Raw genomic sequence first — 23,212 nt, 5'->3', positions numbered from 1 at the left:
AGGGACGAAAAGGACGCGGCGCCAGTCCCTTCGGCCTGAAGCTTCAGCCCATCCCCACCGTTCCGCGCTCCTTCGGGGCGAGTTCCGCCACGAGGCGTTCGATGCGCTCGGCCACGGCGTCGATGGTGCGTGCCACCTCTTCCTCGCTGGCCTCGATGCGGGCCATGGCGGAGGCGCGGGCGTCCCGCTGGCTCTCGATATCGCTCTCCAGCGCCCGGATGCGGCCGCGCGCCGAGGCCAGCTCGTCCGCGATGGTGATGGCGGCCATGACGACGAGGCGCTGGTCGCCGATCTCGCCGAACGCGCCGCGCAATTGCGTGATGCGGTCGTCGATGTCCCGTGCGAGGCGGATGAGGTGCTCTTCCTGCCCCTCGTCGCAGGCCATCCTGTATTGCCGGCCTGCAATGGTGACGGAGACGTGCGGCATCGCCTCAGCCGCCGTGGGTCGCGAGCACGTCGCGAATGGTGCTCATGGCCACGTCGAGGCGGCGGATGATTTCGCGCCCCGCCTCTTCCACCTCGCCGGCCTCCGCCTGGGCCACGTCCAGCTCGGCGGCGAGCCGGGCGCGGTCATTGCCGAGGGCGTGGAGCTGGGCCAGCAGAGCCTCCTGATGGCGATCGGCGTCGCGCCGGCGATCGATGGCGTCGGTCAGCGCATCAAGCGCGGCGTGGAGGCGCCGGGTCGCCGCCTCGATGGGGGCGTCCTGCAGCGGCGGGCGTTGCTTCAGCGCATACATGACGAGACTTTAGCCGAGTCGGACGGGCGGCGGAACGCCGCTCTTTCCAGTCTGTCAACATGAATGCGGCGCCCTGAGGAGGCAACCCGCAACCGAGGCGCGAGCCGGCCCGTGCGGCGCACGCACGCTCATCCCTTATGTTGCGTCGCCGCGACGATGCAGCGCGGGTGGCTCCACGCCCGTCGCCTTGACGCGAGGAGATCAGGCAGGTTTGACAGCGCAGTGAGCCTTGGTACAAGGCGGCTCAAAGGCCGGCCCCGGGTCCGGGTGGTCGTGCCAGCATTGCCGACGGACCCGGGCCGCCGGGCCCGTGAAACCCTGACTGCCTCTAGCCGGCCGGCTGCCATGAGCGCCGGCACCGGAGATACGGGAACATGTCCAGCCGCACGAGCGACAGCGTCACGAGTCACGATCGTCTGGCCAATGCCATCCGGTTCCTCGCGATCGATGCCGTCGAGGCCGCCAACAGCGGCCATCCGGGCCTGCCCATGGGCGCGGCGGACATCGCCACCGTGCTGTTCACGAAGGTGCTGAAGTACGATCCCTCGCGTCCGTTCTGGCCGGATCGCGACCGCTTCGTGCTCTCCGCCGGCCACGGCTCCATGCTGCTCTATTCGGTGCTGCACCTCGCCGGCTACGAGAAGGTGACGATCGACGAGATCAAGCGCTTCCGGCAGCTCGGCTCGCTGACGCCCGGCCACCCCGAGAATTTCGTCACCGAAGGCATCGAGACCACCACCGGCCCGCTGGGACAGGGCATCGCCACCGCCGTGGGCATGGCCATGGCCGAGCGCCTGCTCGCCGCCCGCTTCGGTTCGGATGTGGTGGACCACTACACCTACGTCCTCGCCTCCGACGGCGACCTGATGGAGGGCATCAGCCAGGAGGCGGCGGACCTCGCCGGCCACCTGAAGCTGTCCAAGCTCATCGTCATGTGGGACGACAACAAGATCTCCATCGACGGCCCCACCTCCATTTCCGGCTCCACCAACCAGCTCGCGCGCTTCGCCGCCTCCGGCTGGGCGACCGCAGCCGTGGACGGGCATGATCCCGAGGCCATCCTCGCCGCGCTCGAGGCCGCGAAGGCCTCCGACCGTCCGACCCTGATCTCCTGCCGCACCACCATCGGCTTCGGCTCTCCCAAGAAGGCCGGCTCCGAGAAGGTCCACGGCTCGCCGCTGGGCGCCGAGGAAATCGCCGCCACCCGCGCCGCCCTCGGCTGGGAAGCGCCGGCCTTCGTGGTGCCCGAGGATGCGCTCAACGGCTGGCGTGCCGCCGGTGCCGCAGGCCGTTCCGCCCGCGAGGCGTGGGAAGCCCGCTTCGCCACCCGCCCGGCCGAGGAGCGTACCGAATTCGAGCGCCGGGTCGCCGGCACGCTGCCCGCGGCGCTGGAAGGCGCCATCGTCGCCGTCAAGGAAAAGGCGGTGAAGGACGGCGGCGCGATCGCCACTCGCAAGTCGTCCGAGATGGTGCTGGACTTCATCACCCCGGTGGTGCCCGAGATGGTGGGCGGCTCGGCCGACCTCACCGGCTCGAACAACACCAAGGCCAAGGGCGCGAAGTCCGTGACGCCGGACGACTTCTCCGGCTCCTTCATCCATTACGGCGTGCGCGAGCACGGCATGGCTGCCGCCATGAACGGCATGGCGCTGCACAAGGGGCTTATCCCCTTCTCCGGCGGCTTCATGGTGTTCTCGGACTATTGCCGCCCGGCCATCCGCCTCGCGGCCCTCATGGGCGAGCGGGTGATCCACGTGCTCACCCACGATTCCATCGGCCTCGGCGAGGATGGCCCCACCCACCAGCCGGTGGAGCACCTCGCGGCGCTGCGCGCCATTCCCAACCTCCTCGTGATGCGCCCCTGCGACACGGTGGAGACGGCGGAATGCTGGCAGATTGCGCTACAGTCCACCGACAGGCCCTCGGCGCTCATCCTGTCGCGCCAGAACCTGCCGCTCCTGCGCACCGACGCCACGGCCGTGAACCGGTCGGCGGAAGGCGCTTACGAAATCCTCGCTGCGTCCGGGCCGGCGCAGGCGGGCCTGTTCGCCACCGGCTCGGAAGTGTCCTTGGCGGTTGAAGCCGCCAAGCTGTTGGAGGCGCAGGGTGTTCCCACCCGCGTCGTCTCCATCCCCTCGTTCGAACTGTTCCTCGAAAGGCCCGCCGCAGAGCGGGCAAAGGTGATCGGGGACGCTCCGGCCAAGGTTGCGGTGGAAGCCGCGATCCGCATGGGGTGGGACGCTATCGTCGGTTCGAACGCCGCCTTCGTGGGAATGACATCGTTCGGCGCCAGCGCGCCCGCAAAGGAGCTTTACGCCCATTTCGGCATTACTGCCCAGCAGGTCGCGGCGCGCGCGCTCTATCAGCTCCGGCAGGCCTGAGGTTCGGCGCACGGCGGGCGCGAGAGGACCGCGCCGCGGGTGAACCGCGGGCGCGCAACGCAATTCAGGGAGGCCGGGCTTCAAGCCGGCTCAGGAGGACCCAATATGAGCGTCAAGGTGGCCATCAACGGTTTCGGTCGCATCGGTCGCAATGTGCTGCGCGCCATCATCGAATCGGGCCGCACCGACATCGAGGTGGTGGCGATCAACGACCTCGGCCCGGTGGAGACGAACGCCCACCTCTTCCGCTTCGACAGCGTGCACGGCCGCTTCCCCGGCGAGGTCAAGGTCGCCGGAGATACCATCGACGTGGGCCGCGGCCCCATCAAGGTCACCGCAGTGCGCAACCCCGCCGAGCTGCCCCACAAGGAGCTGGGCGTGGACATCGCGCTGGAATGCACCGGCATCTTCACCTCGCGTGACAAGGCTGCGGCGCACCTCGCCGCCGGTGCCAAGCGCGTGCTGGTCTCGGCCCCGGCCGATGGCGCGGACCTCACCGTGGTCTACGGCGTGAACCACGAGAAGCTCACGAACGAGCACCTCGTCGTCTCCAACGCCTCCTGCACCACCAACTGCCTCGCCCCGGTGGCCAAGGTCCTCAACGATGCCGTCGGCATCGAGAAGGGCTTTATGACCACCATCCACGCCTACACCGGCGACCAGCCGACGCTGGATACCATGCACAAGGACCTCTACCGCGCCCGCGCGGCGGCCATGTCCATGATCCCCACCTCGACCGGCGCCGCCAAGGCGGTGGGCCTCGTGCTCCCTGAGCTGGCCGGCAAGCTGGACGGAACCTCCATCCGCGTGCCGACCCCGAACGTCTCGGTGATCGACCTGAAGTTCGTCGCGAAGCGCGCGACCAGCAAGGAAGAGATCAACGAGGCGATCATCGCGGCTGCCTCGCAGCAGCTGAAGGGCATCCTCGGCTTCACCGACCAGCCCAACGTCTCCATCGATTTCAACCACAATCCCAACTCCTCCACCTTCCACCTCGACCAGACCAAGGTCATGGAAGGCACGCTGGTGCGGGTGCTGTCGTGGTACGACAACGAGTGGGGCTTCTCGAACCGCATGAGCGACACGGCTGTCGCCATGGGCAAGCTGGGCTGACCGGGAAAAGGGGGCGCCATCATGATCGCCTTCCGCACCCTCGATGACGCCGTGGACCTCGCCGACAAGCGGGTCCTCGTGCGTGTCGACCTCAACGTTCCCATGGAGAGCGGGCGCGTCACCGACGCCACCCGTCTCAAGGCCATCCTGCCCACCATTCGGGACATCACCGGCAAGGGCGGCAAGGCCGTCCTGCTGGCGCACTTCGGGCGGCCCAAGGGCCGCGACGAAAGCCAGTCGCTCGCCCCCGTCGCCAAGGCCCTCGAGGGCGAACTCGGCCGCAAGGTCGCGTTCGCCTCCGATTGCATCGGCGACGAGGCGAAGAGCGCCGTCTCCCGCCTCGCCTCCGGCGAGGTGATCGTGCTGGAGAACACCCGCTTCCATGCGGGCGAGGAGAAGAACGCGCCGGACTTCATCGAAGCCCTCGCGAGCCTCGGCGACATCTATGTCAACGATGCCTTCTCCACCGCCCACCGCGCGCATGCCTCCACCGAGGGGCTGGCCCGCAAGCTGCCGGCCTATGCCGGCCGCTCCATGGAGAGCGAGATCGAGGCGCTGACCAAGGCCCTCGAGGCGCCCCAGCGCCCCGTGCTCGCCGTGGTCGGCGGCTCCAAGGTGTCCAGCAAGCTCGAACTGCTCGGCAACCTCGTGAAGAAGGTGGACATCCTCGTCATCGGCGGTGGCATGGCCAACACCTTCCTCGCCGCCCTCGGCAAGAAGGTGGGCAAGTCGCTCTGCGAGCACGACCTGGCCAACACCGCGCGGGACATCCTGAAGAAGGCCGAGGCGGCCGGATGCGAGATCGTCCTGCCGGTGGACGCGGTGGTCGCCACCGAGTTCAAGGCCAATGCCGCGCACCGCGTCACCAGCGTCGATGACGTGAAGGACGACGAGATGATGCTGGACGCCGGTCCGGAGACGGTCGGCATCGTCAAGCAGAAGCTCGACGGGGCGAAGACGGTGGTCTGGAACGGGCCGTTCGGCGCGTTCGAGCTGACGCCGTTCGATGCGGCGACGGTGGCCGTGGCCCGCTATGTCGGCGACCTCACCCACAACGGGCGGTTGCTGTCGGTTGCGGGTGGCGGCGACACGGTGGCCGCGCTGAACCATGCAGGGACGGCGGAGCGCTTCTCCTACGTCTCGACGGCCGGTGGTGCCTTCCTCGAGTGGCTCGAGGGCAAGGCGCTTCCGGGCGTGGAGGCCCTGCGGCGCTGATATTGCGCTGCGGGATAAAATGACGAAGATTGCGCCCGCCCGGCCCTCCGCGGCGGGCGCTTTTCGGGTAGGGCATCGGTCGGGAACCCGGTGCCGGCTCCGGGACTTCGAGGCGCGCAGACAGATGCGCCGCGGTTCGGGCGCGCAAACGACAATCAATCTGCCGGAGTGCCACGCTCCGGCGTCCATGCCCGCCGAGGGGCGGCAACAAGGCAGGTGAAGAACATGACGGCGGAGCTCGACGCGATCGCGCAGAAAATGGTGGCCGACGGCAAGGGCATCCTCGCGGCAGACGAGAGCGGCGGTACCATCAAGAAGCGGTTCGATGCCATCGGGGTCGAATCCACCGAGGAGAACCGTCGCGACTACCGCGAGCTGATGTTCCGCTCGCAGGGCATGGACTACATCTCCGGCGTCATCCTCTATGACGAGACCATCCGGCAGAAGGCGAAGGACGGCACGCCGCTCGTCTCCGTCATCGAGAAGGCCGGCGCCATCCCCGGCATCAAGGTCGACGCCGGCGCCAAGCCGCAGCCCTTCTGCCCCGGTGAGACCATCACCGAGGGTCTCGACGGCCTCGCCGGTCGTCTCAAGGAGTATTACGACCTCGGCGCCCGCTTCGCGAAGTGGCGCGCGGTGATCGACATCGACACCACCAAGCACATCCCGTCCTACACCTCGCTCCGCGCCAACGCCCACGCGCTCGCCCGCTATGCGGCGCTGTGCCAGGAAGCGAAGATCGTCCCGATCGTCGAGCCGGAAGTGCTGATGGACGGCGCCCACGATATCGACGCCTGCTACCGCGTCACCGAATGGGCGCTGAAGACGGTGTTCGAGGAGCTGTACTACCAGCGCGTCCGCCTGGAAGGCATGGTGCTCAAGCCCAACATGATCGTGCCTGGCAAGAAGAGCCCGGTGCAGGCCTCGGTGGCCGAGGTGGCGGAGAAGACCGTGCGCGTGCTGAAGGCCTGCGTGCCCACCGCCGTGCCCGGCATCGCCTTCCTCTCCGGCGGCCAGTCCGACGAGGACGCCACCGCCCATCTCGATGCCATGGTGAAGCTGGGCGGCCTGCCCTGGAAGCTCACCTATTCCTACGGCCGCGCCCTGCAGGCCGCGCCGCAGAAGGCGTGGTCCGGCAAGCCGGAGAACGTGGCCAAGGCGCAGGCCGCCTTCGCCCACCGCGCGCACATGAACTCCCTCGCGGCCCTCGGCAAGTGGTCGGCCGAGGAGGAGCGCAAGGCCGCCTGAGCATCGGGCGCATCACGTTCAGGAAGGGCCGGCTTGCGCCGGCCCTTTTCTTATGGTCTGGCGAAAGCCGACGACATTCCGCGTCCGTGCCCCCAATTCGCCGATTTCTTGGCAGACCGATCAGACCCATGGCCAATCCTCCGCCCGCCACCGGCGCCCGCCTCATGCTCGTCTTCACCGTCACGCCTGCGCTCGACCCGCGCATGGTGGAGGCCGCGGTGCGCGCGGGCGATGTGGCCTGCGTGGTGCTGCGCACCCCTGCCGGCGAGAAGCTCGATCCGGCGCGGCTCGCCGAGATCGCGGGAGCGGCACAGCGGCATGATGCAGCCGTACTCCTCGAAGGCTCCGAGGGGCTCGTCGCCAGCGCCGGTCTCGACGGCGTGCACGTTGCGGCCGGACCGGCGCTCGATTCGGCTCTGAGGCTGCTGAAGCCTGCGGCCATTGTCGGTGCCGCCGGGCTTGCCACGCGCCATGAAGCCATGATCGCAGGGGAGAGCGGGGCCGATTACGTCGCCTTCGGCGCGCTTGCGCCGGAGCCGGGCGAGTTCTTCCGTGTGCGCGATCTTGTGGAATGGTGGGCCGAACTGTTCGAGGTGCCCTGCGTCGGCGTCGCCTCTTCCCTCGACGAGGTGACGGCGCTGGCCGAAGCCGGAGCTGATTTCATCGCCCTGTCGGAGGCGCTGCTGGCGTCGGCCGGCGAAGCACCGAAGGTGGTGGCGGCCGCGCAGGCGCGCCTTGTATCGGGTGACGACGCGCAATGATGTCGGCCGTCCGCGCGCCATTCAGCAGGCTAAGGTTCGCTGTTTCAGGCAGCGCCGTGCTGCTCGCCCTCGCGGTGGCTGTGGCGCCGTCCCTGGCGTATGCGCAGGCCCAGCAGCCCGGCGGGGCTGCGTCTTCCACTCAGCCCGCGGCCAAACCTGCGACCAAGCCGGCCAAGCCCGATGGGAAGGCCGGCAACAAGCCGTCCGCAAAGCCGGATCCAAAGGCCGCCCAGCGTCCGCGCGAACCCGCGCCCATGCCACTCCTGGGCCTGCAGATCTCCTATCCCAGCCTCGATACGCCGGGCGGCTCGGGGGATCTCGCCTATGGCGCGTACCAGCGCGGCTATTACGTTTCCGCCTTCAACGAGGCCCTGAAGCGCGCCCGCGCCGGAACAGATCCGGCGGCCATGACGCTGCTTGGCGAGCTCTATTCCGAAGGCCTCGGCGTTCCCCTCGACCCCAAAAAGGCGATCGAGTGGTATCGCAAGGCGGCGGATGCCGGCTCGAGCGGAGCGCTTTTCGCGCTCGGCAACATGACCCTCGCCGGCCGCGGCGTTCCCATGGACGAGGTCGCGGCGGCACAGCTGTTCCGGCAGGCGGCGGAGAAGGGGAATGCCGGCGCCGCGTACAATCTCGGCCTGCTCTATCTCCAGGGTAGAAAGGTCCCCAAGGAGCCTTCGGAGGCCGCGCGCTGGTTCGAGATCGCCGCGGCCAAGGACGTGGAAGATGCCCAGTATGCCCTCGGCGTGCTGCTGAAGGAGGGCAATGGCGTCGACAAGGATGTCGCCGCGGCCGCCCGCATGATGGGCGCCGCCGCCCGACTCGGTCACGTCACGGCGCAGGTGGAATTCGCCATCATGCAGTTCAACGGCACCGGCGTGCCCAAGGACGAGGCCGCCGCGGCCGCCATGTTCCGCAAGGCGGCGCTGGCCGGCAATGCCATCGCCCAGAACCGCTATGCGCGGCTGCTCGCGGTTGGACGCGGCGTGCCGGAGGACAAGACGAAGGCGGCTGCCTGGCACCTCCTCGCCAAGAGCCGTGGGCTCGGTGATCCGATGCTGGACGACGTGGTGGCCAAGCTGCCCGAGGCAGACCGCAAGAAGGCGCAGGCGCAGGCCGCCCGCTGGGAATCCGGCCGCTCCTGAAGGCGAAGCGATGAGGGGCGGTGCCGAGCAAGGGCTCGGTTGTGGCTCTTTTGCAACGCCCGCCACCGCCGTTGCGCTGCCTTCACCCCTGCACCTCCGCGCCATGATGACGCCACGTCCCGGCATCAGTGAAGGACGCGTCGGACGAGGGGCGTCGTCGCCTCTCCCGGCCTTTCGGGCAAACACCTCATTCACCTGCCGTGCGGGTTTCTGCACGCGGGAGAGGGAGGCGCGTACCCGCCCGAAGGGCGATGATAACGGCCCGGAAACCATGGCGAGCGGGAGTGGTCCGCATCCTCCGGTTTTCGGCTCTCGGAGCGGCCAGGAGGCCGCGTACGGAACGTTCGCTTAACCGGACGGCTTTAGACCCGAAGCCTCCGGTGCAGCGTTGAGAAGGGAGTTACCGGATGCGTTTCCTCAGCCTTGCTCGCGGCTTCCGGTTCGCGGCTCTGTTTGGCTTCGCGCTGGCGCTTGCCGCGTGCGCCAACAATCCCAACCAGAATGCCGGCGTCGGCGGCGCGGGTGGCCCTCCCGGTTCCCCTCAGGAGTTCGTGGTCGCTGTTGGCGATCGCGTGTTCTTCGAGAGCGACCAGACCGATCTCACCCCGCAGGCCCGCGCCACCCTGGACCGTCAGGCCCAGTGGCTCCAGCAGTACAACCGCTACACCTTCACCATCGAAGGTCATGCGGACGAGCGCGGAACCCGCGAATACAACATCGCGCTGGGGGCCAAGCGCGCCCAGAGCGTGCGTGACTACCTCGCCTCCCGCGGGATCGACCCGGCCCGGATGCGCACCATCTCCTATGGCAAGGAGCGCCCGGTGGCGGTGTGCAACGACATCTCGTGCTGGTCTCAGAACCGCCGCGCGGTGACGGTGCTGAACGGCGGCGGCGCCTGATCCTGCTTCCGAATGTCTCGCGAAGGCCGGCGCCCACGGGTGCCGGCCTTCGTGCGTCCAGCGCCCACGGGTGCCGGCCTTCGTGCGTCCAGCGCCCTCAGAACCTCGATCGGTCCACGGCAAGTCGTTGCCGGGTCACACTTTGGACGCGATCGGCGGGGTAAAGTCGCATGGCTCGAACCGGCACTGTTCCGGACGTGCTCCTCGCCACCAGCCCCAAGCAAAAGTCACATGAAGATGCGCCTGCGCCCGGTCGGTGTTCTTGTTCGCACCTATGCCGTCCTCTTCGGCCTTGCCTTTGCTGCGGCCCTCGGCACGGCAGCGCCCGCGGCTGCTCAGAACGACGGGAACCTCTTCGGCAATCTGTTCAAGCCGCCCCAGCCCGCGCAGGAAGCTCCGCGCGAGGATCCGGAGCTGATGGAGCGGATGGAGCGGCTGGAATCGACCCTGCGTCAGCTCACCGGCCAGGTCGAGCAACTGCAGTATCGCAACCAGCAGCTTGAGGCGCAGGTGCGCCGGCTGGAGGAGGCCGGCGGCGGCCGTCCGTCCGGCGGCCCGTCCGCGGCGCCCGTGGCCGCGCCGGTCCAGGCGCCGGCGGTGCTTCCCTCCGGCCGTCCGGCGGCAGCGCCCGCCGCTCCGGTGCGCCGCTCCGACGCCTTCGATCCCAACATGGACCCGGCCGCGCCGGGTGCGCCCCAGCCGCTCGGCTCTCCCGCGAGCGCCACGCCCGCGCCCCGCGCGGTGGACGTGGCGCCCATCCGCCCGGCCGCCGGGCAGCAGGTGGCCGCGCTGCCGTCCGCCGGGGCCACGGTGCGCGAGCTGTACGATGCCGGCCAGTCCCAGCTTCAGCGACAGGACTATGCCGGCGCCGAGCAGACCTTCCGCCAGATCATCCAGTCTTCTCCCAACGACCGGCTCATCGCCGACGCGACCTTCATGCTCGGAGAGAGTCTGTTCCTGCGGCAGAACTACTCCGATGCGGCAGCCTCGTTTCTCGAGGTGTCCACCAAGTACCAGAATTCCGCCCGCGCGCCTGAGGCGCTGCTGCGGCTCGGGCAGTCACTCGCCGGCCTCGGCGAAAAGGAGACGGCCTGTGCCACCTTCCAGGAGGTGGACCGGAAATATCCTCGCACCGCCTCCTCCGTCCGGCAGGCCGTTGAGCGCGAGCAGAAGCGCGTCGGTTGCTGAGGCCGATGGCGGCGGATTCCGCAAGCCTGCCTCCCGACTCCTGCTCGGCGGTCGCCGACAGCGAACTCGACGCCCTCTTTTCCAGCTTTGCCGGCCGCCCGGCCGTTCTCCTCGCCGTTTCCGGCGGGCCTGATTCCACCGCGCTGCTCCATCTCGCCGCCCGCTGGCGGGCGCAGTCCCCGGGTGGACCGCGGCTGTTTGCGGCGACGGTCGATCATGGATTGAGGCCCGCGGCAGCCGAGGAGGCGGCCGATGTGGCGCGTCTGGCCGCTCGATTGAACGTGCCTCATCGCACGCTTCGCTGGCAGAGCAAAAAGCCCGATCGCGGCCTGCAGGAGGCGGCGCGGGACGCCCGCTATGCGCTGCTCACGGCCGAGGCGGATCGGGTCGGCGCGCCGGCGCTTGCTTTGGCCCATACCTGCGACGACCAAGCCGAGACCGTGCTGTTCCGCATGGCGCGGGGCTCGGGCCTTGCCGGCCTCGCGGCAATGAGCGCCGAGACGGCACGGGGTGAGCTCATCCTTCTGCGCCCCTTCCTCGGTCTGCCGAAGGCGCGCCTGGTGGCGACGCTTGATGCCGCCAACATCGCCTATGCGAGCGACCCCTCCAATCTCGATGCCCGTTTCGCACGTCCGCGCCTGAGGGCACTCGCTCCCGCTTTGGCGCAGGAGGGCCTCGACGCGCGCGGCCTCGCCCGCCTCGCCCGCCGGCTCGCCCGTGCCGACTCGGCCCTGGAGGCGATGACGGACAGGGTGGAGGCGGAACTTGTTACCGCCGACAAGTCGGGCGTCGCCATCGAGGCCGCTCGGTTTGCCGAACTGCCGGAGGAAATCGCCCTGCGTCTTCTCGGCCGCTGCGTGACGGCGCAGGGGCGGGAAGGCCCGGTCGAGTTGGCCAAGCTTGAGGTTCTTCTGGCCGCACTTTTGGCCGCGCTCGCTTTGCCGGCTGCTCCATTTCGCCGCACCCTAGCAGGTGCCAGTGTGGCCGTCCGGAAGGGGCGGGTGCTCGTATCCAGCGCACCACCCCGGCGCCCGACCGAGGGCATCGCGACGAATTCAAGTGCGGAAAAGGCGCCTCTCCTTGGCAAGACGGGGCCTCGCTCCTAAATTAGGCGCTGGACGGTGCGGGAGGTTCCACCGGCGGCGGTGCTGTGCGGAGGTATCCTTTCCGTATGGTGAGGCGTCGAAGCGGAACCGACCTTCTGTCCCCACGAGGGTTCAATGAACGCCAATCTACGTAATTTCGCCCTTTGGGTGATCATCGTCCTGCTGCTGCTGGCCTTGTTCTCGCTGTTCAACAGCCCGGGCCAGCGCACCAACGCGAACGAAATCTCCTTCTCGCAGCTCCTCACCGACGTGGACGCCGGCAAGGTGCGCGAGGTCGTGATCGAGGGGCCGAACATCACCGGCACCTATTCCGACCGTTCGGGCTCGTTCCAGACCTACGCGCCGAACGACCCCTCGCTCGTGCAGCGCCTGTACGGCAAGGGCGTGCAGATCACTGCGCGCGCGCCGTCGGACAACGTGCCGTGGTTCGTGAGCCTGCTGCTCTCCTGGCTGCCGTTCCTGGCGCTGATCGGCGTGTGGATCTTCCTGTCGCGCCAGATGCAGGGCGCCGGCGGCAAGGCCATGGGCTTCGGCAAGAGCCGCGCCAAGCTCCTCACCGAGGCGCACGGCCGCGTGACCTTCGACGACGTGGCCGGCATCGACGAGGCGAAGAGCGACCTCACCGAGATCGTGGAATTCCTGCGCGACCCGCAGAAGTTCCAGCGCCTCGGCGGCCGCATCCCGCGCGGCGTGCTGCTTGTCGGCCCCCCCGGCACCGGCAAGACGCTGCTCGCCCGCGCCATCGCGGGTGAGGCCAACGTGCCGTTCTTCACCATCTCGGGCTCGGACTTCGTGGAAATGTTCGTGGGCGTCGGCGCGAGCCGCGTGCGCGACATGTTCGAGCAGGCGAAGAAGAATGCGCCGTGCATCATCTTCATCGACGAGATCGACGCGGTGGGTCGCCACCGCGGTGCCGGCCTCGGCGGCGGCAATGACGAGCGCGAGCAGACCCTCAACCAGCTGCTGGTGGAGATGGACGGCTTCGAGGCGAACGAGGGCATCATCCTCATCGCCGCGACCAACCGTCCGGACGTGCTCGATCCCGCGCTGCTGCGTCCCGGCCGCTTCGACCGTCAGGTCATTGTCCCGAACCCGGACGTGGTTGGCCGCGAGCAGATCCTGAAAGTGCACGCCCGCAAGATCCCCGTCGCCCCCGACGTGAATCTCAAGACCATCGCCCGCGGCACGCCCGGCTTCTCCGGCGCGGACCTCGCGAACCTCTGCAACGAGGCGGCGCTGATGGCGGCCCGGCGCAACAAGCGCATGGTCACCATGGCCGAGTTCGAGGACGCCAAGGACAAGGTGATGATGGGCGCCGAGCGTCGCTCCCTCGTGATGACCGAGGAAGAGAAGATGCTCACCGCCTATCACGAGGGCGGCCATGCCATCGTCGCCCTCAATGTTCCGGCGACCGACCCGGTGCACAAGGCCACCATCATCCCGCGCGGCCGGGCACTCGGCATGGTCATGCAGCTTCCGGAGCGCGACAAGCTCTCCATGAGCTACGAGCAGATGACCTCGCGCCTCGCCATCATGATGGGCGGCCGCGTGGCGGAGGAACTCGTGTTCGGCCACGACAAGGTGACGTCCGGTGCCGCCTCCGACATCGAGCAGGCGACCCGCCTCGCCAAGATGATGGTGACGCGCTGGGGCTTCTCCGACCTGCTCGGCCAGGTGGCCTATGGCGAGAACAACGAGGACGTGTTCCTCGGCATGTCGATGCAGCGCCACCAGAACGTGTCTGAAGCCACGGCCCAGACCATCGACAAGGAGGTCCGGCGGCTCGTGGACGAGGGCTATACCGAGGCAAAGCGCATCCTCACCGAGAAGTACGACGACCTCGAAGCTCTTGCTCGCGGCCTGCTCGAGTACGAGACGCTTTCGGGCGACGAGATCGTGGACCTCCTCGAGGGTAAGACGCCGAACCGGGAGAGCGTGCTCGAGCCGTCCAACCCGCGCGGCTCGGCCATCCCCACCACCAAGCGCCCCCGCCCCGGCGGTGCCGGCGGCTCCATCGAGCCTCAGCCCCAGGCCTGAGACGCATGATCGACCGGAAGACGCCCGCGCAAGCGGGCGTTTTTCGTTTGTGACGGTCATTCTCCGCCGCGGCTTGCGCCCTGGGCAGGGCTTGGAGGGACGTTCTGCGCAGAGCCCATCGACACAACCGGCCGCGCGAGTCATAGGCAGGGCTCATGTCCCTCCTCGCCCGAACCTCCATCGTCTCGGCGGCAACCCTCGCGTCCCGCGTTATGGGCTTTGCGCGGGATGCGGCCACGGCAGCTGTGCTCGGCGTCGGGCCGGTGGCGGATGCGCTGGCGGCTGCCATGGCGCTGCCATTGCTGGCGCGCCGGCTGCTGGCCGAGGGCGCGTTCAACCTCGCCTTCATTCCAGCGCTCGCCCGGACGACGAACGAAGCCGCGGGAACAGACGATGAGGCGGCTGGCCGGCTCGCGGGCGCGACCCTGCTGCTGCTCTGCGGTCTCCTCCTCGTGTTCGCGGCTATCGTAGCGCTCTTCATGCCGCAGGTGATCGGCCTGATGGCGCCGGGCTTCGAGGCGGGCGGGCAGCGGGCGGATGTCGCCATCCTTTGCGGTCGGGTGGTGGTGCTCTACATCCCGCTCGCCGGGCTTGCAGCCATCTTCGGCGGCATCGCCAATGCCACCCATCGCGTGCTGCTGCCGGCATTGGCTCCCGCAGCGGCCAATGTCACGGTGCTTGCGGTCATCGGCGTTTTGCTCGCCAAGGGGCTGATGGAAAGCGACACCGCCGCCTTCGCCATCGCGGCAGCGCAGGTGGGGGCGGGCTGCGCTCAATTTGCCATCATGAGGCTGGCTGCAAGGGGCTGTCCGGCGCAGCCGTTGTTCCGCGTTCTGACGGCTCGCGATCTCCGGGCGGCGCTCGGTGTGCTTCGGGCGGCGTCGCCCGCCTTGCTGTTTGCCGGATTGAGCCAGCTTCGCTTCATCATCGTGGTCGCAGCCGTGTCCGCCAGCCCTGGCGCCGCCGCCGCCCTGAACTACGCCCAGCGGCTGATGGACCTCCCCCTGGGCCTCGTCGGTGCGAGCGCGGGGGCGGTCCTCGTGCCGGCCTTGCTCCGGCGCGGGAGAGCCGAGGCCGCGGACGATGCCGGACGGGCGGTGCTGGCGGCGCTTGCCTTCGCCTTGCCGGCGGCGGTCGGGCTTGCGGTCCTGGCCGAGCCCATCGTCGTCACACTCTTCCAGCGGGGGAGCTTCGACAGCGAAGACGCCCGCTTGACGGCCGCGCTGCTGGCCGTCCTCTCGTTCTCGCTGCCGGCGCAGGGGCTGGAGCGCATCCTCTCGGCCGCCGCCTCCACGTCCGGACAGATCAAGGCGGCGGAGCGAATCGCGCTCGGCTCGCTGCTGCTGTGCATCGTCGCCGCTGCCGGGCTGGGAAGGGTCGGCGGCCCCCTGATCGCGGCGGGGGCTGTGGCGCTGTCCGCGGCGGCATCCATTCTGGCCTTGGGGGGCATCCTCATCGCCCGTGGCGCGTTGCGCTTCTCGACGCCGGTGCTGCTCTCGGCCGCCGGCCTCGCGGCGGCGAGCCTCGCCATGGGGGCCGGGGTCGGCGCGCTCGCAGCAACGTGGCCCGTGCCGGAGGGGACGCTGGCGGGCATCCTGCGTCTGGTCGGGCTCGTCTTCTGCGGCGGTGCCATCTACGGCGCCGGCGCGCTCGTGGTGAAGACGGCCGTCTCGAAGGCCTGGACGGGCCGCATCTGAGCCGGGCAGCAGCGTTGCGGGCTGTGCCCTTGCGCCGTGCCGCCCCAGGTGGCATGACGCGCCGCATTCACTTTTGCGGGCCGTTGCCCGTATTCAGGTCGAGCGGCGCGCCGCTCTTTGGGGAGTTCGCCATGGCGGCGGTCGCAGAACGCGTATTTTCCGGCGTGCAGCCCACGGGCAACCTGCATCTCGGCAATTATCTCGGCGCCATCAAGCGCTTCGTGGAACTGCAGAAGAGCCACGAGTGCATCTATTGCGTGGTTGACCTCCACGCCATCACCGTCTGGCAGGACCCGGAAGAGCTGAAGCGCCACACCCGCGAGGTGACGGCTGCGTTCATCGCCTGCGGCATCGATCCCAAGGCCCACATCGTGTTCAACCAGAGCCAGGTGTCCGGCCACGCCGAACTCGCCTGGGTGTTCAACTGCGTCGCGCGCATGGGCTGGCTGAACCGCATGACGCAGTTCAAGGAGAAGGCCGGCAAGGACCGCGAGAACGCCTCCGTGGGCCTCTTCGCCTATCCGACCCTGATGGCTGCCGACATCCTGCTCTATCGCGCCACTCACGTGCCGGTCGGCGACGACCAGAAGCAGCATCTGGAACTGACGCGCGACATCGCCCAGAAGTTCAACACGGACTTCGCCCCCTCCATCGCCTCCAATGGCCATGGCGAGGGCTACTTCCCCATCACCGAGCCGCTCATCGCCGGCCCGGCGACGCGGGTGATGAGCCTGCGCGACGGCTCCAAGAAGATGTCGAAGTCGGAGGCCTCGGACTTCTCCCGCATCAACCTCACCGACGATGCCGACGCCATCGCCGGCAAGGTGCGCAGGGCGAAGACCGATCCGGAGCCGTTGCCCTCGGAGGAAGAGGGGCTGAAGGGGCGCCCGGAAGCGGACAACCTCGTCGGCATCTTCGCGGCCCTGTCCGATACCACCAAGGCGCAGGTGCTGGCGGATTACGGCAACGCCCAGTTCTCGGCCTTCAAGGCCGCGCTGGTGGATCTGGCCGTGGCGAAGCTCGGCCCCATCGGCACCGAGATGCAGCGTCTGATGGCCGATCCGACTGCGATCGATGCCATTCTCATCGACGGAGCCGACCGCGCCCGGGTGATCGCCGACCAGACCATCCGCGACGTGAAGGACATCGTCGGCATGGTGCGCTGACAGGGCATCCCGCGCGGCCTTGCCCGCGCCGGATGCGGCGCCTAAGTGTGGGGAATGTTGCCCGCCGACGAGGAGGCCGTGATGCCGCAGATGAACGCCACGGTCGATCCGGAAGAGGTCTCCCGCTTCGAGGCGCTCGGCGCCCAATGGTGGGACGTGAAGGGCAAGATGGCGCCCCTGCACGCCATGAATCCGGCGCGCCTCGCTTTCCTGCGTGACACGCTGGTGCGGCATTTCTCCCGTGATGCCCGCGCGCTGCGCCCGCTGAAGGGCCTTTCCCTCCTCGACATCGGCTGCGGCGGGGGCCTGCTCAGCGAGCCCTTGTCCCGCATGGGCGCCGATGTGACGGGCATCGACCCGGCTCCCGGCAATGTGGACATCGCCCGCGCCCACGCCACGCAATCGGGCCTCACCGTGACCTACGAGGCCGAGACCGCCGAGGCACTGGCCGAGCGCGGCGCCCGCTTCGATGTGGTGGTGGCGCTGGAGGTGGTGGAGCATGTGGCCGATGTCGGCCTGTTCGTGCGCACCGCCGGGCGTCTGGTGGCGGATGGCGGCGTGCTGGTGCTGTCCACCTTGAACCGCACGCCCAAGAGCTTCGCCCTCGCCATCGTCGGTGCCGAATACGTCCTGCGCTGGCTGGCGCCCGGCACCCATCGCTGGGAGAAGTTCGTGACGCCGGAAGAGCTGGAGGCGACGCTCGCTTCAGCCGGCTTTGCCGCTCGGGAGAAGGTGGGCCTCGCCTACGAGCCCTTCTCCGGCGATTTCCGCCTGACCGAGGATCTCTCGGTGAACTATTTCATGGTGGCGGAGCGCGAGGTCTAGGCCTCAGTTCCGATCTTCCGGCAGCACCGGGAGGGGGAACACCTCCACCTCGTCCTCGCGCAGGGCCTTCACCTCTTCCACCGTCGCCTCGCCACGGATGGGACGATGCTCGATCTCTCCGTCATGCATTTTGCGGGCGAGGTCGGCGAAGCTGTCACCGACATCATCCGAGTTGGCGACGATGTGATCGCGCAGCTGGCGGATCAGCGTGCGCAACTCGCTGTCGGGCCGCGCCATCATCGCCACGGGCGTCGCCTCGGCGGAAGGCGCTTCGGCAGCCGCACCAGCGTCGGGCCCGCTCGCGGGCGCGCCCACAGGCTCCCTGTCCGGCATCCCCTTGTCGGTGCGCGCGACGGACGGGGCCATCACGGCCTTCTCTACCTTGGCTGAATTGCAGGTGGGGCAGGTGACGAGGCCGCGTGCATGCTGGGTGTCGTAGCTGGTGGAGGAGGGAAACCAGCTCTCGAATTCGTGGCCGTCGTCGCACTTGAGGGTGTAGCGGATCATGAGGAGGCACGCACCACGTGGAGGTGGCCGATCTGCCCCGGCTCGGCGATCTCGAACCGGCGGCCGTTGGTGAGAGACGGCACGCGCGCCCGTGCCGCGGCGACTTCCGCCATGTCGATCTCGGCGAGGATGACGCCCGGGTCGGTCCCGCCCTCGGCGATGACGCGGCCCCAAGGGTCGACCACCAGCGAGTGACCATAGGTGTCGCGGCCATTCTCGTGCCGTCCACCTTGTGCGGCGGCGAGGACATAGGCGCCGTTCTCGATGGCGCGGGCGCGCAGCAGAATGTGCCAGTGGGCCTCACCGGTTGGCCGGGTGAAGGCCGACGGCACGGTGAGCACCTTGGCGCCGCCTTCGGCGAGCGCCCGGTAGAGCGAGGGGAAGCGCAGGTCGTAGCAGATGGTCATGCCGAGGCGGATACCGTCCACGTCGGTCAGCACGGCACGCTCGCCCGGCCGGTAGGCGTTCGACTCGCGGTAGCTCTCGCCATTGCCGAGGTCCACGTCGAACATGTGGATCTTGTCGTAGCGGCCGGTGATCTCGCCATCGGGGTCGATGACGAAGCCGCGATTCACGGCCTTGGCGTCGGAAACCTTCAGGGCGAGGGAGCCGATATGGAGCGTGATGCCCAGTTCGCGCGCCAGCTGGCGCAGGGCGGCGAGGGTGGCGTCGTTGCCTTCTTCCTGGAGCTTCTCGAACAGGACCTTGCGATCCAGCTCCATGATGTTGGTCACTTCCGGCGTCTGGACATAGCGCGCGCCGTCCCGGGCCGCCTCGCGGATGAGGGCGGCGGCGGCATCGAGGTTCGCCGCCGGTTCGCGGCCGCTTCGCAGCTGGATCAGGCCCACGCGGAGGGTCTTGCCGGTGCGCGCTTCGGGCGCGGATTTGGCCGGGGTCGGTTCCGAGGTGGTCATGGGGCTTGCTCTTTCGCTGCCGCCGGAGCCTGGATCGCCGTTTCGCGCCCGGCGCGGCGCGATCTCCGACAGATAGGCTCTTCCCGGCGGGAATGCACGGGGCCTGCCGTTCGCACGCCCCGTGCAGGGTCAGGCTGCGAGGGCGTCCAGCCGGCCGGCGTCCTCCAGAGCGTAGAGGTCGTCGCAGCCGCCCACATGGGTCTCGCCAATGAAGATCTGCGGTACGGACGTGCGGCCATTGGCGCGGCGGATCATCTCCTGCTGGCCTTCGGCGTCGGTGGTCACGTCGATCTCGGTGAAGGTCAAGCCTTTGCGCCGCAGCAATTCCTTGGCGGAATGGCAATAGGGGCACCAGCTCTTGGTATAGATTTCGATGGGCTTCATGATGTCACGACAGGTGGGACGGCGCGGGGGCGTGCCGTCACGAAAGCGTCGCATCATAAGGGGTCAGCCGAATTCGACAACCCGCGCAAACGTGAGCGCATCGACACCGGCGGCGCCGGCGCGGCGGAGCACCTGCGCACAGGCGTCGAGCGTCGCACCGGTCGTGTACACGTCATCCACCAGAAGCACGCGACGGCCCTCGATGCGATGCGCCGCACCATGCGGCACTGCAAAAGCGCCGGCGACATTCGCGCGCCGCGCATTGCGCCCCAGCGCAGTCTGCGAGGGAGTCCGACGGCGCCGCACCAGCGCGCGGGCCTCGACGGGCAGGGCCGTGGCAGCCGCCACATGCCGGGCGAGGAGCGCCGCCTGGTTGAACTTGCGCCGCCACAGCCGGATCGGATGGAGCGGCACCGGCACGATGATCTCGGCTGAGCCTGTAAGATCGGTGCCGGCCTGCAGCATCAGCCGCGCCATGGGCGCTGCGAGATCGAGGCGGTCGGCATATTTCAGCTTGTGCACGAGGCCGCGGGCGACGTCATCGAAGGTGACGGCCGCACGGGCACGATCATAGGCCGGAGGATCGGCGAGCGCCTCGGCCGAGAGCCAGCCGTCGCCGAACACGCGGTCTGGATCGTGGCTGAACGGTGCGCCGGTCCGCTCGCAATAGGGCCGGCTGATAAAGGAGAGCTTGCCCCAGCACGGCCCGCACAATCCTCCCGCCGCGCCGGTGATGCTGCCGCAGGCGATGCAGGTGGGCGGCAATGCGAGGCCAAGAAGAGCGGAGCCGAAGCCGCGCGCCACGGCGCCGGCCCGGCCGATCCGCTCCGAAATGCCCGCTGCCGAAAGCCCCATGGCCGCCCCCCGGATCGATCTTCCGTCCGGGGGCGAGGCCTGTAAAGGCGCGTTGCCGCTCAGCGCGGCGTGAAGGCTCGCAGCAGCAGGGCGTTGGCGATGACGCTGACGGACGAGAGCGCCATGGCCGCAGCCGCCACCATGGGCGACAGGAGCAGGCCGAGGCTGGGATAGAGCACGCCGGCCGCAATGGGCACGCCGGCCGCATTGTAGAGGAAGGCGAACAGCAGGTTGCGCCGGATGTTCGCCATGGTGGCGCGCGACAGGGCACGGGCGTGGGCGATGCCGGCCAGGTCGCCCTTGAGCAGGGTGATGCCCGCGCTCTCCATGGCGATATCGGTGCCCGTGCCCATGGCGATGCCCACGTCCGCGACGGCAAGAGCCGGGGCGTCGTTCACGCCGTCGCCGGCCATGGCCACCACGTGCCCTTCCTTACGCAGGCGCTCGACCACCTCGGCCTTGCGGGCAGGCAGAACTTCGGCCTCGACTTCGACGATGCCGAGGCGCTTGGCCACGGCGAGGGCCGTGGTGCGGTTGTCGCCGGTGAGCATGACCACGCGCACGCCGTCCTGCTGCAGCCGCTTCAGCGCGGCCTCGGTCGTGTCCTTCACCGGATCGGCGATGGCCACGAGGCCGGCCGCCTTGCCGTCGATGGCCACGAACACCGCCGTCGCCCCCTCGCGGCGGAAGCTCTCGGCCATGGCCGTCTGATGGTCGGTGTGGACGCTGATTTCGCTCATGAAGGCGGCATGGCCCACGGCGATCGTGTGGCCTTCCACCTGTCCGACGATGCCTTTGCCCGCCGGGCTGTCAACACCGGACGGTTCGGATGTGACCAGCTCGCGCGCCGCAGCCTCATGCACGATGGCAGCGCCGAGGGGATGCTCGCTCGCCCGCTCCAGCGCGGCGGCGAGGCGCAGCACTTCATCCTCGCTGCGGCCGTTGAAGGCACGCACGGCGATGACCTTGGGCTTGCCGACGGTAAGGGTGCCGGTCTTGTCCACCACCACCACGTCCACCTTCTCCATGCGCTCCAGCGCCTCGGCGTTGCGCACCAGCACGCCGAGCTGGGCGCCGCGGCCGACGCCGACCATCACCGACATGGGCGTGGCGAGGCCGAGGGCGCAGGGGCAGGCGATGATGAGCACGCTCACCGCAGCCATCAGCGCGAAGGTGAGCCGGGGCTCGGGGCCGACCGCCATCCACACCACGAAGGCGACGACGGCGGCGGCGAACACCAGCGGCACGAACCAGCCGGAGACCTGATCCGCCAGCCGCTGGATGGGCGCGCGCGAGCGCTGGGCCTGCGCCACCATCTGCACGATCTGGGAGAGGAGGGTTTCGCGGCCGACCTTCTCCGCCTTCATGGTGAAGACGCCGGAGGCGTTGACCGTGCCGCCGATGACCTTCTCGCCGGGCTCCCGGGAAACGGGCAGCGACTCGCCGGTGACGAGGCTTTCGTCCACCACGGCGCGGCCATCCGCCACCGTGCCGTCCACCGGCACCTTCTCGCCGGGGCGCACGCGGAGCAGGTCACCGGGCGCGACGAGGCCGAGGTCGATGGTCTCGTCCGTGCCGTCGGCGCGGATGCGCAGGGCGGTCTTGGGGGCGAGGGAGAGCAGGGCCTTGATGGCGCTCGAGGTCTGCTCGCGGGCGCGCAGCTCCAGCACCTGCCCGAGGGCCACGAGCACGGTGATGACCGCCGCCGCCTCGAAATAGACGGGCACGCCGCCGCCATGGGCATGGAAATCGTGCGGGAACAGTCTCGGCGCGAAGGTGCCCACCAGCGAATAGAGATAGGCCACCCCCGTGCCCATGGCGATGAGGGTGAACATGTTGAGATGCCGCGTTTTCAGCGACTGCCAGCCGCGCTGGAGGAACGGCCATCCCACCCAGAGCACCACGGGCGTGGCGAGGGCGAACTGGACGTAGTTCGAGATCTGTTGCGGCAGCGGCGACCAGCCGAAAAGGTGGCTCCCCATTTCCAGCACGAAGACGGGCAGGGTGAGGGCGAGGCCGATCCAGAAACGGCGGGTCATGTCCACCAGTTCGTGGTTCGGCCCCTCGTCGAGGGTGACGACCTCCGGCTCCAGCGCCATGCCGCAGATGGGGCAGATGCCGGGGCCGATTTGCCGGATCTCCGGGTCCATGGGGCAGGTGTAGATGGTGCCGGCCGGGACTTCGGCGGGCGGCGGCGGCGCGCTGCCGCCCACGTAGCGTACGGGGTCGGCCTTGAACTTGGTCTCGCAGGAGGACGAGCAGAAGAAATAGGGCTTCTTCTCGTGCCGGGCCGAGTATTTGGCCGTGCCGGGCGACACCATCATGCCGCACACCGGGTCCTTCACCGGCGCGAGATAGGTCTCCGGCGCCGCCTCGAACTTCGTCTTGCAGCCGTTGCAGCAGAAGAAATAGGTGCGCCCCTCATGCTCGGTCGTGGGCTTGCCGGCGGCCGGGTCGGTCTTCACGTCCATGCCGCAGACAGGATCCTTCACCGTCTCGGGCAAGGCCGGCTTGGCCACCGCCGACAAGTCGAGCGGGGGCGGTGCCTTGCCACCGCAGCAATCGCCGCCGTGCGAGGAGTGGTCGTGTGACGAGTGGTCCTGTGCCATGGCGGCTCCGCAAATCCGGCTGCCAGCGTTAGGCCGCATCGGGGCAGGTGGCCTTGCGCTGGCTCATGTTCAAGGCGTCAATAAACCCCCGGGGGGTATCCTCTCTTGTCCAATATACCCATAGGGGGTATATGGCAAGCCATGCGCAGCCCGACTAAAGAGCAAGTCCAGAAGCGCCTGAGCCGCATCGAGGGCCAGGTGCGCGGCCTCTCCCGCATGGTGGAGGAGGACCGCTACTGCATCGACATCATCACCCAGCTCTCGGCGGTCCGCGCCGCCTTGCGGCGGGTGGAGGAGGAGGTGCTGAAGGATCATGTGGGGCATTGCGTCGAGCATGCCATCCGCTCGGGCGACGCGGAGGACCAGCGTCGCAAGGTGGCGGAGCTGATGGAGGTTATCGTCCGCAGCGAGCGGTGAGGGGAGGG

General features: G+C 68.9%; 21 protein-coding genes. 14 read left to right on the top strand and 7 right to left on the bottom strand.

Annotated elements, in window-relative coordinates:
• Positions 1–43: 43 nt before the first annotated feature.
• Both EJ105_RS13375 and EJ105_RS13370 read right to left on the bottom strand, forming a co-directional pair.
• Entirely contained in the window at positions 44–427 is a 384-nt protein-coding gene (locus EJ105_RS13375) for a cell division protein ZapA (protein WP_024279734.1), read from the bottom strand.
• 4 nt (positions 428–431) lie between these two features.
• A complete protein-coding gene (locus EJ105_RS13370; RefSeq protein WP_051460620.1) occupies positions 432–737 on the bottom strand; it encodes a DUF4164 domain-containing protein in 306 nt (101 codons plus the stop codon).
• 374 nt (positions 738–1,111) lie between these two features.
• On the opposite strand from EJ105_RS13370, the gene tkt reads away from it, so the two are divergent.
• The 13 genes from tkt to ubiG all read left to right on the top strand — a co-directional run bounded on the left by tkt (position 1,112) and on the right by ubiG (position 17,518).
• On the top strand, positions 1,112–3,118 hold the full coding sequence (gene tkt / locus EJ105_RS13365) for a transketolase (protein WP_250166715.1): 2,007 nt from the start codon (positions 1,112–1,114) through the stop codon (positions 3,116–3,118).
• A 105-nt stretch (positions 3,119–3,223) separates the two neighbouring features.
• Positions 3,224–4,231: a type I glyceraldehyde-3-phosphate dehydrogenase gene (gene gap, locus EJ105_RS13360; RefSeq protein ID WP_024279732.1), complete on the top strand. Its 1,008-nt coding sequence runs from the start codon at positions 3,224–3,226 to the stop codon at positions 4,229–4,231.
• 21 nt (positions 4,232–4,252) lie between these two features.
• Positions 4,253–5,446 carry a phosphoglycerate kinase gene (locus EJ105_RS13355; RefSeq protein WP_250166714.1) on the top strand — a complete coding sequence of 398 codons (1,194 nt, stop codon included), beginning with the start codon at positions 4,253–4,255 and terminating at the stop codon, positions 5,444–5,446.
• Positions 5,447–5,671: 225 nt separating this feature from the next.
• Complete coding sequence (locus tag EJ105_RS13350; RefSeq protein ID WP_250166713.1) at positions 5,672–6,694, top strand: class I fructose-bisphosphate aldolase; 1,023 nt, start codon at positions 5,672–5,674, stop codon at positions 6,692–6,694.
• 128 nt (positions 6,695–6,822) lie between these two features.
• Complete coding sequence (locus EJ105_RS13345; RefSeq protein WP_250166712.1) at positions 6,823–7,455, top strand: thiamine phosphate synthase; 633 nt, start codon at positions 6,823–6,825, stop codon at positions 7,453–7,455.
• 254 nt (positions 7,456–7,709) lie between these two features.
• Positions 7,710–8,600 (top strand): tetratricopeptide repeat protein, encoded by an 891-nt coding sequence (locus EJ105_RS13340; RefSeq protein WP_250166711.1) that lies wholly within the window; start codon positions 7,710–7,712, stop codon positions 8,598–8,600.
• A 407-nt stretch (positions 8,601–9,007) separates the two neighbouring features.
• The gene (pal, locus tag EJ105_RS13335; RefSeq protein ID WP_024279727.1) at positions 9,008–9,499 is read left to right on the top strand and encodes a peptidoglycan-associated lipoprotein Pal; all 492 of its coding nucleotides are present in this window, start codon (positions 9,008–9,010) and stop codon (positions 9,497–9,499) included.
• Positions 9,500–9,730: 231 nt separating this feature from the next.
• Positions 9,731–10,687, top strand: a complete 957-nt coding sequence (ybgF, locus tag EJ105_RS13330) for a tol-pal system protein YbgF (RefSeq protein ID WP_250166710.1) — start codon at positions 9,731–9,733, stop codon at positions 10,685–10,687.
• Positions 10,688–10,692: 5 nt separating this feature from the next.
• On the top strand, positions 10,693–11,793 hold the full coding sequence (tilS, locus tag EJ105_RS13325; RefSeq protein ID WP_250166709.1) for a tRNA lysidine(34) synthetase TilS: 1,101 nt from the start codon (positions 10,693–10,695) through the stop codon (positions 11,791–11,793).
• Between the two features lie 114 nt (positions 11,794–11,907).
• Positions 11,908–13,830: an ATP-dependent zinc metalloprotease FtsH gene (gene ftsH, locus EJ105_RS13320; protein ID WP_250166708.1), complete on the top strand. Its 1,923-nt coding sequence runs from the start codon at positions 11,908–11,910 to the stop codon at positions 13,828–13,830.
• A gap of 155 nt (positions 13,831–13,985) precedes the next feature.
• A complete protein-coding gene (gene murJ, locus EJ105_RS13315; protein WP_250166707.1) occupies positions 13,986–15,527 on the top strand; it encodes a murein biosynthesis integral membrane protein MurJ in 1,542 nt (513 codons plus the stop codon).
• A 131-nt stretch (positions 15,528–15,658) separates the two neighbouring features.
• Positions 15,659–16,693, top strand: coding sequence for a tryptophan--tRNA ligase (gene trpS / locus EJ105_RS13310; RefSeq protein WP_029557889.1), 1,035 nt, complete (start codon positions 15,659–15,661; stop codon positions 16,691–16,693).
• 81 nt (positions 16,694–16,774) lie between these two features.
• On the top strand, positions 16,775–17,518 hold the full coding sequence (ubiG, locus tag EJ105_RS13305) for a bifunctional 2-polyprenyl-6-hydroxyphenol methylase/3-demethylubiquinol 3-O-methyltransferase UbiG (protein ID WP_250166706.1): 744 nt from the start codon (positions 16,775–16,777) through the stop codon (positions 17,516–17,518).
• A gap of 3 nt (positions 17,519–17,521) precedes the next feature.
• Here the strand turns inward: ubiG and EJ105_RS13300 are convergent, their stop codons facing one another.
• The 5 genes from EJ105_RS13300 to EJ105_RS13280 form a co-directional block, all read right to left on the bottom strand.
• Positions 17,522–18,025 carry a DUF1178 family protein gene (locus EJ105_RS13300; protein ID WP_250166705.1) on the bottom strand — a complete coding sequence of 168 codons (504 nt, stop codon included), beginning with the start codon at positions 18,023–18,025 and terminating at the stop codon, positions 17,522–17,524.
• On the bottom strand, positions 18,022–18,939 hold the full coding sequence (locus EJ105_RS13295) for a carbon-nitrogen hydrolase family protein (protein WP_250166704.1): 918 nt from the start codon (positions 18,937–18,939) through the stop codon (positions 18,022–18,024). The genes EJ105_RS13300 and EJ105_RS13295 overlap by 4 nt, the downstream gene beginning before the upstream one ends.
• 129 nt (positions 18,940–19,068) lie before the next feature.
• Positions 19,069–19,323, bottom strand: a complete 255-nt coding sequence (gene grxC / locus EJ105_RS13290; protein ID WP_024279718.1) for a glutaredoxin 3 — start codon at positions 19,321–19,323, stop codon at positions 19,069–19,071.
• Positions 19,324–19,386: 63 nt separating this feature from the next.
• A complete protein-coding gene (locus EJ105_RS13285; protein WP_250166703.1) occupies positions 19,387–20,178 on the bottom strand; it encodes a ComF family protein in 792 nt (263 codons plus the stop codon).
• A gap of 59 nt (positions 20,179–20,237) precedes the next feature.
• Complete coding sequence (locus tag EJ105_RS13280) at positions 20,238–22,787, bottom strand: heavy metal translocating P-type ATPase (protein ID WP_250166702.1); 2,550 nt, start codon at positions 22,785–22,787, stop codon at positions 20,238–20,240.
• 141 nt (positions 22,788–22,928) lie between these two features.
• On the opposite strand from EJ105_RS13280, the gene EJ105_RS13275 reads away from it, so the two are divergent.
• Positions 22,929–23,204 (top strand): metal-sensitive transcriptional regulator, encoded by a 276-nt coding sequence (locus EJ105_RS13275; RefSeq protein WP_024279715.1) that lies wholly within the window; start codon positions 22,929–22,931, stop codon positions 23,202–23,204.
• The last annotated feature ends 8 nt before the right edge of the window (positions 23,205–23,212 follow it).

The sequence above is a fragment of the Xanthobacter aminoxidans genome (assembly GCF_023571765.1).
In the GTDB taxonomy this organism is placed as follows: domain Bacteria; phylum Pseudomonadota; class Alphaproteobacteria; order Rhizobiales; family Xanthobacteraceae; genus Xanthobacter; species Xanthobacter aminoxidans.
Note: the sequence above shows the minus strand (reverse complement) of the source record. Positions and strands in the feature narration are given on the sequence as shown.

Coding starts and splice junctions, on each gene's coding strand:
- EJ105_RS13375 (WP_024279734.1), bottom strand. CDS start 427: ATGCCGCACGTCTCCGTCACCATTGCAGGCCGGCAATACAGGATGGCC.
- EJ105_RS13370 (WP_051460620.1), bottom strand. CDS start 737: ATGTATGCGCTGAAGCAACGCCCGCCGCTGCAGGACGCCCCCATCGAG.
- tkt (WP_250166715.1), top strand. CDS start 1,112: ATGTCCAGCCGCACGAGCGACAGCGTCACGAGTCACGATCGTCTGGCC.
- gap (WP_024279732.1), top strand. CDS start 3,224: ATGAGCGTCAAGGTGGCCATCAACGGTTTCGGTCGCATCGGTCGCAAT.
- EJ105_RS13355 (WP_250166714.1), top strand. CDS start 4,253: ATGATCGCCTTCCGCACCCTCGATGACGCCGTGGACCTCGCCGACAAG.
- EJ105_RS13350 (WP_250166713.1), top strand. CDS start 5,672: ATGACGGCGGAGCTCGACGCGATCGCGCAGAAAATGGTGGCCGACGGC.
- EJ105_RS13345 (WP_250166712.1), top strand. CDS start 6,823: ATGGCCAATCCTCCGCCCGCCACCGGCGCCCGCCTCATGCTCGTCTTC.
- EJ105_RS13340 (WP_250166711.1), top strand. CDS start 7,710: ATGCCACTCCTGGGCCTGCAGATCTCCTATCCCAGCCTCGATACGCCG.
- pal (WP_024279727.1), top strand. CDS start 9,008: ATGCGTTTCCTCAGCCTTGCTCGCGGCTTCCGGTTCGCGGCTCTGTTT.
- ybgF (WP_250166710.1), top strand. CDS start 9,731: ATGAAGATGCGCCTGCGCCCGGTCGGTGTTCTTGTTCGCACCTATGCC.
- tilS (WP_250166709.1), top strand. CDS start 10,693: ATGGCGGCGGATTCCGCAAGCCTGCCTCCCGACTCCTGCTCGGCGGTC.
- ftsH (WP_250166708.1), top strand. CDS start 11,908: ATGAACGCCAATCTACGTAATTTCGCCCTTTGGGTGATCATCGTCCTG.
- murJ (WP_250166707.1), top strand. CDS start 13,986: ATGTCCCTCCTCGCCCGAACCTCCATCGTCTCGGCGGCAACCCTCGCG.
- trpS (WP_029557889.1), top strand. CDS start 15,659: ATGGCGGCGGTCGCAGAACGCGTATTTTCCGGCGTGCAGCCCACGGGC.
- ubiG (WP_250166706.1), top strand. CDS start 16,775: ATGCCGCAGATGAACGCCACGGTCGATCCGGAAGAGGTCTCCCGCTTC.
- EJ105_RS13300 (WP_250166705.1), bottom strand. CDS start 18,025: ATGATCCGCTACACCCTCAAGTGCGACGACGGCCACGAATTCGAGAGC.
- EJ105_RS13295 (WP_250166704.1), bottom strand. CDS start 18,939: ATGACCACCTCGGAACCGACCCCGGCCAAATCCGCGCCCGAAGCGCGC.
- grxC (WP_024279718.1), bottom strand. CDS start 19,323: ATGAAGCCCATCGAAATCTATACCAAGAGCTGGTGCCCCTATTGCCAT.
- EJ105_RS13285 (WP_250166703.1), bottom strand. CDS start 20,178: ATGGGGCTTTCGGCAGCGGGCATTTCGGAGCGGATCGGCCGGGCCGGC.
- EJ105_RS13280 (WP_250166702.1), bottom strand. CDS start 22,787: ATGGCACAGGACCACTCGTCACACGACCACTCCTCGCACGGCGGCGAT.
- EJ105_RS13275 (WP_024279715.1), top strand. CDS start 22,929: ATGCGCAGCCCGACTAAAGAGCAAGTCCAGAAGCGCCTGAGCCGCATC.